Origin of the sequence: Streptomyces sp. 8K308 (assembly GCF_004348315.1) — a bacterium.
Taxonomy (GTDB): domain Bacteria; phylum Actinomycetota; class Actinomycetes; order Streptomycetales; family Streptomycetaceae; genus Streptomyces.
On sequence record NZ_SMKC01000256.1, the window covers coordinates 1 to 10,466 of the forward strand.

6 protein-coding genes are annotated in these 10,466 nt (G+C 69.6%); all 6 read right to left on the bottom strand.

Annotation, left to right across the window (positions count from 1 at the left end; genetic code table 11):
* Window positions 1-228 precede the first annotated feature (228 nt).
* Window positions 229-627: a hypothetical protein gene (locus tag E1265_RS26885; RefSeq protein WP_132933591.1), complete on the bottom strand. Its 399-nt coding sequence runs from the start codon at window positions 625-627 to the stop codon at window positions 229-231.
* Window positions 628-706: 79 nt separating this feature from the next.
* The gene (locus E1265_RS26890; protein WP_132933592.1) at window positions 707-5,260 is read right to left on the bottom strand and encodes a DUF6531 domain-containing protein; all 4,554 of its coding nucleotides are present in this window, start codon (window positions 5,258-5,260) and stop codon (window positions 707-709) included.
* 532 nt (window positions 5,261-5,792) lie between these two features.
* Window positions 5,793-5,990: a hypothetical protein gene (locus E1265_RS26900; protein ID WP_132933593.1), complete on the bottom strand. Its 198-nt coding sequence runs from the start codon at window positions 5,988-5,990 to the stop codon at window positions 5,793-5,795.
* Window positions 5,991-6,010: 20 nt separating this feature from the next.
* Window positions 6,011-6,238, bottom strand: a complete 228-nt coding sequence (locus tag E1265_RS26905; RefSeq protein WP_243741129.1) for a hypothetical protein — start codon at window positions 6,236-6,238, stop codon at window positions 6,011-6,013.
* Window positions 6,239-6,398: 160 nt separating this feature from the next.
* On the bottom strand, window positions 6,399-7,601 hold the full coding sequence (locus tag E1265_RS26910; RefSeq protein WP_132933594.1) for a helix-turn-helix transcriptional regulator: 1,203 nt from the start codon (window positions 7,599-7,601) through the stop codon (window positions 6,399-6,401).
* Window positions 7,602-7,765: 164 nt separating this feature from the next.
* Window positions 7,766-10,465: a pyruvate, phosphate dikinase gene (gene ppdK / locus E1265_RS26915; protein ID WP_132933595.1), complete on the bottom strand. Its 2,700-nt coding sequence runs from the start codon at window positions 10,463-10,465 to the stop codon at window positions 7,766-7,768.
* Between the last annotated feature and the right edge of the window lies 1 nt (window position 10,466).

Below are 10,466 nucleotides of genomic sequence, written 5' to 3' on the forward strand. Positions count from 1 at the left end.
CCTCCGCCCCGACCGCCCCGGCTGGGGCATCGACATCGACGAATCCGCCCTCACAACCGACGACTGGACCGACTGGCACCGCAAGGTCCCCACCCGCCCGGACGGCTCGACGGCCTGGATGTGACGGGCACGGGCCGTCGGCGCGGCCACGCTGGCCGAACAGCATGCGCACGGCGCGGTTTGGAGCCGTGCGCACGCCGTCGCGCACTCGGCTGAACCGGAAAGCACCTACCGCGGCCCGGACAGCACCTGTACGGCCGAGGGCGCCATGTCGTACTCGCCCACGCGCACCTCGAACCCGGCGGATTCCAGAACCCTCATCACCGCCTCGTGCATCACCGTCTTGAGACGACTGGCGTGTGCGACAACCGGGTCGCCGAGCCGGCCTCCCCTGACGCTCTCGGATACCGTCCGTGAGAGATCGTCACTGATCTGCCACAGCACGTACACGCCGCCCGCCGCGTCGTCGCCCGAGTCGACGACCACCTCGGCACCCGCCTGACGTGACGCGTCGGCCCGCCAGAGATGCGCTGGAATCCCGGCCAGTTCGAGCTGATCACGGGTGAGACCGGCCAGTCGCGCAAGGGATTCTCGCGCCTCTTCCGAAACACGCTCAAAGGACTCCATACGGCGGCTCTCCTCAGCTGCTCTGTCAGAAACCAGCCCATTACGCTCGGACAGCGGTTCCCGGAGTCTACCTCGCGGCTCAGAATCCACGGGCGCCGGATATCATCTGGCCCAACATCTCGTTCGACGCGTCGCGGAGCGCCTGATCCGTACCCCAGGGGACCGACCATGACACCGGCGTACCCGGTGAGAGCACATCATCGAGCATGGGTCCACAGACATCACAAGGCTGCCGCTCGCTGTACAGCGCGGTGATCCTGCTCGGATCAATGCCCATGTCGGCCAACTGGTCAAGGATGTGGTTCTCCGAATGGTACCCGTTGCCCTTGCTGAATCCGATGACAGGCCGATCAAGCCCATCGACCTGGGCTGCGGCGACATTTCGGCCAGGCGGGATACCCGCCCGCACTCTTGCCTCGAATGCCGCATGGCTCAACGCGTCGCTGTTGTACGGGATCAGCCCTTCGTGTGCCGCGAGCCCGAGGAGGTCGGTCCAGGTGAGCGGATTGTGTGGATACGCGTAGGGGTTCGGCCCCGGAAGCAGACCGAGTGGATCCTGGCTGACATAACGGCCCACGCCAGGGTCGTAGTGGCGAAAATAGTTGTAGTGCCATCCCGTCTCTTCGTCGACGTACTGGCCTGGAAGCCGTAAGGGGATACTGGTGGTCCCGTCGGAGATGGCGGGTCCCGAGCCCCAGAGAGATGAGCGCCCAGTCCATGCCGGCGCGCCGGTTTCCTCAATCAAATGGGTCGGTGAACCCACCAGATCGGTAACGATGGCGAAGAATCGGCGGTCGAATTCCCGCTGTTCACCGTCAAGAACCGTGTCACGCCACTCGGACTGCGCCACCGGCCGCAGGTCCCGGTAGTCCCAGGTAAGGACGCTGGTCTCCCGCTCCCCCTGATAACCGACCTGTTCGACGAGCGTGGCCCCGCTCCAGGTGAATTCGACCCGTTCGACGATCGCGCCGTCCTCGCCCAGGCGCAGCTTGGCGACCCGGCGGCCGAACGGGTCATACACATAGCGCCAGCTCGTCTCGTCAGGCGTAACGCACATGGCAAGCCGGTCCTCGGCGTCCCAGGTGTATCGCCAACTCTCGGGGCCACGCGACAGACGCTTCTTCCGGCGCTCGATGACGCGGCCAGCGTCGTCGTACGAGTAACGAACGGCGCCCGCGCGGCGCACCGTGCTCCCGGAGTACTCGCGGCCGCCCACCGCGGAGTCGTCGGTGCCGAGTCGCGTTGCCGGCCACCGGGCATGCGTCTGGTTTCCCGCGGCGTCGTAGCTGTAGGACTCGTTCCCGAACGGCGCGTGCACACCTGTCACGCGCCCCACGGCGTCGAGGTCGTACCGCGTGGTTCCTTCCGGCTCGGCAAGCGTCCTGACGTAGCCGTCCTCGCGGTAACCGTAGGTTCGCCGATGCACCGTTCGCCGGTGTTCTTCGCCCCCCGCAACGCCGTGGACCGTGGACAGCGCCTGTTCCGCCAGGCGGCCGGCAGCGTCCCACACCTGGTCGAGGACGAGCGGAGTCGCCAAGTCCGCCATGGTGCGGGTGACTTCCCGACCTGCCGCGTCATAGTCGAAGGCGACCTGCCTGCCCGCCGCCGTCAGGGTCTCGAGCTGGCCCAGGGCGGAGTAGGTGAGCTCGCTGACCTGGCCGCTCGGGGTGACGCGGGAGGTCATGCGGCGACATGGGTCATAGGACGTGGTCAGCGTGCGGCCGTTGACGGTCTCCGTCAGGAGGTTTCCGGCGATGTCGTACGTCCGCTCCAGCCGAACGCCGGGCGAGCTGGCTCGGATGACCCTTCCCGCCCAGTCGTGGCTGTAGGTGATGACGTCTCCGTCCGAGGTCGTCTTACGCGTCAGCCGGCCCATCGCGTCATAGGCGTAGGAGACGCTCTGGCCCATGGCGTTGATCCGGTTGACCCGCCGTCCGGCCGGGTCGTACTCATGCCGGGTGACGCGGTCGTCGAAGTCCGACTCGGCGACCAGGTGACCCGCGGGGTCGTAGGTGTAGTCCCAGGTCCTGCCGGCCGGATCAGTGACGTGCACCAGGCGCAGCTCGCTGTCCCGTTTCAGCAGGTAGCGAGCGCCGTCCGGCTGAATCCTCGACGTCAGAAGATCGAAGGCGCCGTAGGTGAACTCGCTCCGCCCACCGTTCTCGTCGGTGTGGGCCAGCAGGTTGCCCTCACCGTCCCATTCCCACAACTCCTCGGCACCCAGTGGATCGACACGACGCAGCCGCTTTCCATCGATCGACCACTCGATGGTCGTCTTGGCTCCGAGCGGGTCAGTGACCTCGACCGGAAGCCCGGCCGCGTTACGCCGGTAGCGGGTGAGTTCGCCCAGCGGGTTGGCGATCGCCACGGGCAGACCCGCGGCATCGCAACGGAAGCGGGTTGTGTTGCCCAATGCGTCGGTGATGGCGGCGAGTCCACCTCCGGCGTGGTAGGCGTACCGGGTCCGGTTCCCCGCCGGATCGACCTGCACGGTCCGATTTCCCGCCGCGTCGTAGGAGGTCCGCCATACCGCGCCGTCCGGTTGGACGATCTCGGTTGGCAAGCCTACATCGTTGTACTGGCAGCGGATTTCGTTGCCGTCCGGCCGGCTAATGGCCACGACATGGCCCGCTTCGTCGTGTTCGTAGCGGGTGACGTTGCCGAGCGGGTCGATAATGGCGAGGCTGTTGTCGTAGCGGTCCCATTCCCGGGCGGTCGTGTGTCCCAGGGGGTCTGTCTCCGCCACCAGTTGGTAGCTGTCGTTGAACTGGTAGGTCGTGGCGTGCCCGAGGGAATTGGTCGCGATGGTGCGATTGGCCTCGGCGTCGTAGTCGTACCGGTACTCCAAGGCCCGTTCGGTGCCGGTGGAGAAGACGCATCGCCCCGAGGCGTCGTACTCGTACGAGTACCAGTAGCCGTTTCGGTCCTCCCAGCGGGTCAGGCGACCATCTTCGTCATACTCGAACCTGAGGGGGAGCCCGGAGGAGTTGACGACCTGCGATAGGAGCCCGGCGGCGTCGTAGCCGTAACGCAGCAGGGTGGGCTGCTCCGGGTCGTTGAGCAGACGCAGTTCCGTGACGCGGGCGTTCCGGATGGTGATACCCACGTGGTAGCCGCCGCTGTGGACCAGCGCGTTCGGGAGGCCCGCCTCGTCGTACCGCAACTCCATTCGGTTGCCGTTACGGTCGGTTATCGCGACCAGTGGAAGCTCGGCTCCGGGGCGACCGGGCATGGAGGCGAAGTGGAGAGTGCGCCCTGATTCCCGCTGGTGGACGGCGATGGTGCCGCCGGGCTGACCATCCCACGTCATGCTCCAGCGTGGGCCTTCCACCGGCAGGACCGGCTCGTCAGGCAGCGGCCTCGGGTAGAGCAGCAACATGCCGTCTGCGGTGACAAGCTGAGCGCCGTACTCGTCAAGGATCAGGCGTTGGTCCAGGGTGGATGACCAGGACCGGCCGAAGTAGCGACCCCCCCGGTAGGTGGAGATGTGATGCCGCTCGATGAGCAGGGGGAGCACGCCCGGGAGTTCGACATCCGTGGCGGACATCAGCAGCTCGCCGGTGGCCACGTCGACCGGGTCGCCGCAGGCGTTGCGGCGGAACATCTGCACGCCGCGCTGGCGCAGGTTCCGTCCCAGGCCCAAAGCACCCCGGCCCAGACCACGGAGCCCGGTGGAAGCGAGGGACCGCATGCCACGCGCCAGACCACCGAGGGTGGTGAGGCCCTTCATGCCGGGGATGCAGTCCAACGCGGCGAAGGCCACGTCCCACAGCGACGCCTCGCCGTTGGCGTACCGATAGAGCGTATCGGCCAGCACCACCAGCGCCGCCGCCAGCACCACCCAGGCGAGTGGGCCGCCGATGATCATCACCACGATGCCCAGGACCGCGACGACGACCTTGCAGATCTCGACGATGGTGTCCCAGTTCTCGGACACCCAGTGGATGGCGTCCTCCCACCACCGCCGGTTCTGGATACCGGCATCGGAGGCCGCGTCGATCCCGTCCGCGCAGGCCCCGGCGGCCTCCTCCCGCATCTCCTTCGCGTCCTGGGCGAGTTGACGCGCTGCGGCCAGGGCTTCCTCGGCGGCGTCCACCCGCGACTGGGCGGAGGACGCGGCCTCGTTGGCGGCCGTCGCGTCCCGTGTCGCCGCCCGCACCTCCGCCTCCGACGGCGGCTCGACGCCCTCCCGCTCACCCTCACGTTCGAGACGGTCGGCCTCCTCGCCCGCCCGCGACACCCAGTCCTGCGCGTCGGATAACGCCGCCTGCGCTGAGGACAGATCGGCCTGCGCGGCGATCGCCCGGTCCAACGCCCGGTCTGCCATGCCCTGCGCCGTCTCCAACTGTGGCCAGTACGACTGCAACGCCTGCGCGGCCATGTCGTAGGAGGTTTGGAGCTTCTCCAGGTTGCCAGGCACCCCGTCGAACTCCGACCGGAACGCCTCGGCCGACAGGCCGGCCCAGTCGAGGACGGCGCGGTCCTCGGCCATGCCACGGATGCGGCCTAACGCCTCACCGACGTCGTCCGCGAACGTCTGGAGCGAGTCGGCGAGGGCGCGGACCTCGTCCGGATTGCCGGGTGTAGGGTCCCGATCCATGTCGACCGGCGACCAGTCAGATGGACGCGCCATGCTCATTCCCCCGTGACGATCAAGCGATGTGCGGTGCCCGAAAATCACGGTAGACGCCAAATCGTGGTCATTTCAATGGCGTTGCAGCAGCGTCCTCAACGTCACCGAGACCCGTCGGCCACGCGGGACGGGCCCTGCCGGGCCCGGGGCGGCCAGCAGTCTGCCTGGAGTTGGCGGCCAGGCAGCTCAGCCGACCACGGTGCCGCGTCGATACGTGCGAGCAGGGCGGTGCCCACGTCGGCATCGAGCCAGTCAGGGACCTGCCGCGGCCCAGTGTCAGGTCATGGTCCTCTGGCACACCGGCGCACTAACCACACTGGCGTCGCACCGGCACCCGCCGGTTCACGGTCAGGACGGTCGTGGGCCTCATCGTGAACGACTCGCCCGAGTCGAAGGCCAGCCGCTTGCCGCCGGCGGGCAGGGCGATCAGGTCCCGGACGACCAGCGCCTTGCCTCCGGATCGTAAGCAGGTCGCCGCGTCGCACGGTGGCCGCGTTCACCTCCGTGGGCACGAGAATCGCGGCCGGCCGCGTCATCGGGCGACCACCGCCACGGCGAGCGCGACGACCAGCACGCACCCGGCGACAACCTGTGCCAACGGGTGCCGCCTGCGGTGGGCCGCCCGCAGGCGCGAGCCGTTGTGGACCCGTTCGGCGGTCGCCACGACGCAGGCCCGGCCGCCGATGCGGATCCCGTCCCCTGGCCTGATCGCCCCCGCGACGGCTTCCACGCGATGCCTGCGGAGGCGCCTCACCGCCCCTCCCAGGACCGGCGGTTGGCCTCCGCGACAAACGGTCGCAGTATCTCGCTGACGCTGACCGGCTCGACGTCCTCCTGCCGCACGTCCCACTCACGCCCACCACCGACGGGCCGGAGCCAGACCCGTCCGGCCTGTCGGTCCACGACACGGCCGATCAGGCCGCGGGCGGTGTCTCGCGCCAGGAAGCCCACCTCGGGCACGTTGCCAGAAGGCACCACGTCGTCAATCTCCCCAGGGTTGAGGACCACGCCCCCGGATGCCGCCGCGTCGTTGGGGGTCTTCGCTGGTCCTCAACCCTGCCGGCTGAGAACAGCTCTGGCTTTGCCCCGTTGGCATTGCCAGAGCCGGCGAACTGATTGACGGATGGTGATCTCCGTGTTACACGCCGCTCCACATGGCGAACTCCTGGAGCTCCTTGGTCGGCTTCGCCCGCGCGCGGAGCAGTGTGCCAACGGTCTCGTGAACCTGGGGGTGGTAACGGGTCAGTTGGGGCGCAGTCGTGCGGGCCTTCCGTAGCGACTTCAGCGCGTCCTCATGGTGGGCCGTCCACCCCTGCGCCCGCGCCGTCCTGATCAGGAAGTGGGCGGCGAGGGTGGGCGGGCACTGCTCAGGGACCCGCATCTGGGAGGCCCGCCGCAGCGCCGCAGCGTGGTCACCGCGATCGTTCTCCGCGTTCATCTGGATCAGCGCTACGGAGAACGGGCCGGACATCAGCGAGTAGTGGTGCGCGTCGCCGACCTGATCCGCCACCTCCTGGGCCTGGCCGAGCCAGTTCTCCGCGCCACCGTTGTCCCGCTGCTGAAGCGCGAGGCCGACGGCACGCAGGCAGAGGGCTCCGCGCACCGTCCTGGTCTCCGTCGTCCCGTCGTCATCGAGGTCGCGCAGCGCCACCTGCATCAGCGCGACTCCCCGGTCCGGCCGCGAACTCTGTGCGTGTGTCATGGTGGACCGCTCCATGCGTTCGATCGCCACCTGCGCTGGGTCGCCACTGTACGGTGCGGCCATGGCCATGCGGGACAGCGCGAGCCGCGCCAGGTCGATGAAGCCGAGCCGGTAGGCCATGATCGCGGCCGTGCGCGCGAGTTCGGCCAGGAGCGCGTGCGCGCGTTCCCGCCGGGCTCCCGGCGTCGAGTGGGTCAGCGCCAGCGCCGCCGCCTCGACGATCAAGGCTGGAAGGTCTTCGGCGATCTCGACGAACTCGGTGCGCAGCCGAAGGGCGATGATCCGGTCGACATCGGCCCCCAGCGCGTCCAGCGAGCGGAGCGGCACGTCGTCGGCCGGGATGTCCCAGCTGTCCAGCGCGCTGGAGATCGGGGTGAGCAGCGCGTCGAACCTGTCCTGCTGGAGCATGTGGATGTAGGGCTGGCCGTGCAGGACCGAGAGCGTCACCCCCAACGCACGGGCGATGCTCGCCTCCACCGCCGAGCTAGCGGCGCGACTGCCCGTCTCGATGCGCGACAGTTGACTGGTCGACACGTGGGACCGGCGGCCGAGTTCGGTGAGTGAGAAGCCCCGTATGGTCCGGAACTCCTTGATCCTGGCGCCAACGCCTCCCGGGGTGATGGGGCTGCGGTCGGGCATCCTGCCTCCCGTGTTCGGGCCGTTACGCCCAGAGTACGACTCGCGCGCTCCGCGCGTGAACAGCCGGCCGCGAAAGGCAAAAGCGGGGGCGGCGCCTCCGCACAGGCGCCGCCCCCGAGGGGTCCCCGCCCGGCCAGGGCGAGGGCTTCCACCGGTGAGGGTTGTCAGGGTGTGGTGGTCGCCCCCGCCGTGGCCGCCCGGCCGGCTTCGAGCCGGGCGACGGGGATGCGGAACGGTGAGCAGGACACGTAGTCCAGGCCCACCCCATGGAAGAAGTGCACCGACTCGGGGTCACCGCCGTGTTCGCCGCAGACGCCGAGCTTGAGGTCGGGGCGTGCTGCCCGGCCCGCGGTCACGGCGGCCCTGACCAGCGAGCCGACTCCGTCGGCGTCGATGGTCTCGAACGGGGAGACTCCGAAGATGCCCTTCTCCAGGTAGGCGGTGAAGAAGCTCGCCTCGACGTCGTCGCGCGAGAATCCCCAGACCGTCTGGGTGAGGTCGTTGGTGCCGAACGAGAAGAAGTCGGCGGACTCCGCGATCTGACCCGCCGTCAGCGCGGCGCGCGGTAGCTCGATCATGGTGCCGAGGGGGATGTCGAGCGAGACGCCGTGCGCGCGCTCGACCTCCGCGATGACGGACTCGGCCTCGTCGCGGACGATCTCCAGCTCCTGCACGGTGCCGACCAGCGGGATCATGATCTCGGGCCGCGGGGTGCCGCCGGCCCGCCGGCGTTCGGCGGCCGCCTCGGCGATGGCGCGGACCTGCATGGTGAACAGGCCGGGCACGACGAGGCCGAGGCGTACCCCGCGCAGGCCGAGCATCGGGTTCTGCTCGTGCAGCCGCCGCACGGCGGTGAGCAGCCGGGTGTCGTGCTCGTCGTGGTCGAGGGCGACGCGGACCGAGAGATCGGTGAGGTCGGGGAGGAACTCGTGCAGCGGCGGATCGAGCAGCCGCACGGTGACGGGCAGGCCGTCCATCGCCTCGAACAGCTCGGTGAAGTCCCCGCGTTGGAGCGGAAGGAGCGCCTCGAGCGCGGCGGCGCGCTCCGCTTCGCCCTCGGCGAGGATCAACCGCTCGACGAGTTCGCGGCGTTCGCCGAGGAACATGTGCTCGGTGCGGCACAGGCCGACGCCCTCGGCGCCGAACCGGCGGGCGCGGGCGGCGTCTTCGGCGGTGTCGGCGTTGGCACGCACGCCGAGTTGGCGTTCCCGGTCGGCGAGGGTCATGAGCCGGTGGACGGCGGCCACCAGGTCGTCGGCGTCGGGGGCCGCCGTGCCCTCGAAGTACTCGACGACGGAGGACGGCACGACGGCGACCTCGCCGGCGTAGACGCGGCCGACCGAGCCGTCGATGGAGATCACGTCGCCCTCGCCGACGACCGTGCCGTCGGCGGTGGTGAGGCGGCGGGCCGCGACGTCGACCTGGAGTTCCTCGGCGCCGCAGACGCAGGTCTTGCCCATGCCGCGGGCGACGACGGCGGCGTGCGAGGTCTTGCCGCCGCGGGAGGTGAGGATCCCCTGGGCGGCGATCATGCCGTCGAGGTCGTCCGGGTTGGTCTCGCGGCGCACCAGGATGACGCGCTCGCCGGCGGCCGCGCGGGCGACGGCGGTGGCGGAGTCGAAGACGGCGGCGCCGACTGCCGCGCCCGGGGAGGCGGCGATGCCGGTGGCGATGGGCTCGGGCGCGGCCTCGGTGGTGAACCGGGGGAACATCAGCTGCGCCAGCTGCCCGCCCCTGACGCGGCGCAGCGCCTCGCGCTCGTCGATCAGGCCCTGGTCGAGGAGTTGGACGGCGATGCGGAACGCGGCGGCCGCTGTGCGCTTGCCGACGCGGGTCTGCAGCATCCACAGCCGGCCGCGCTCGATGGTGAACTCGATGTCGCAGAGGTCGAGGTAGTGGTTCTCCAACACCTCCATGTTGCGGAGGAGTTCCGCGTAGGAGGCGGGGTCGAGGCGTTCGAGTTCGGCGAGCGGCACGGTGTTGCGGATGCCGGCGACGACGTCCTCGCCCTGAGCGTTGGGCAGGTAGTCGCCGTAGACGCCCTGGTGGCCGCTTGCCGGGTCGCGGGTGAAGGCGACGCCGGTGCCGGAGTCGGGGCCGAGGTTGCCGAAGACCATGGCGCAGACGCTGACGGCGGTGCCGAGGTCGTGCGGGATGCGCTCCTGGCGGCGGTAGAGGCGGGCGCGTTCGCCGTTCCACGACTCGAAGACGGCGCGGATGGCGAGGTCCATCTGCTCGCGGGGGTCCTGGGGGAAGTCGCGGCCGGTGGCGACCACCACGATCTCCTTGAAGTCCTGGACGAGTGCCTTGAGTTGGTCGGCGGTGAGTTCGACGTCGGTGGCCACGCCTGCGGCGGCGCGGGCAGCGTCGATGCGCTCCTCGAACCGGTCGCCCTCGATGCCGAGCACGGTCTTGCCGAACATCTGGATGAGACGCCGGTAGGAGTCCCAGGCGAACCGCTCGTCGCCGGCCTGGGCCGCGAGCGCGGAGACCGACTCGTCGGAGAGGCCGATGTTGAGGACGGTGTCCATCATGCCCGGCATGGAGAACTTGGCCCCGGAGCGGACGGAGACCAGCAGCGGTTCCTCGCCCCGCCCGAGCCGCCGGCCCATGCGGCGCTCCAGCGCGTCGAGGTGCGCACTCACCTCGTCGCGGAGCGTGGCCGGCTCGCTGCCGGTGAGGAGGTAGGACCGGCAGGCGTCGGTGGTGATGGTGAAGCCGGGTGGTACGGGGAGGCCGAGCCTGGTCATCTCGGCGAGGTTGGCGCCCTTGCCGCCGAGCAGGTCCTTGAGGTCCTTGTTGCCCTCGGTGAAGTCGTAGACGTACTTCGCCGTGGTGGCGGGGGCTATGGGGGGAGGGTTGATG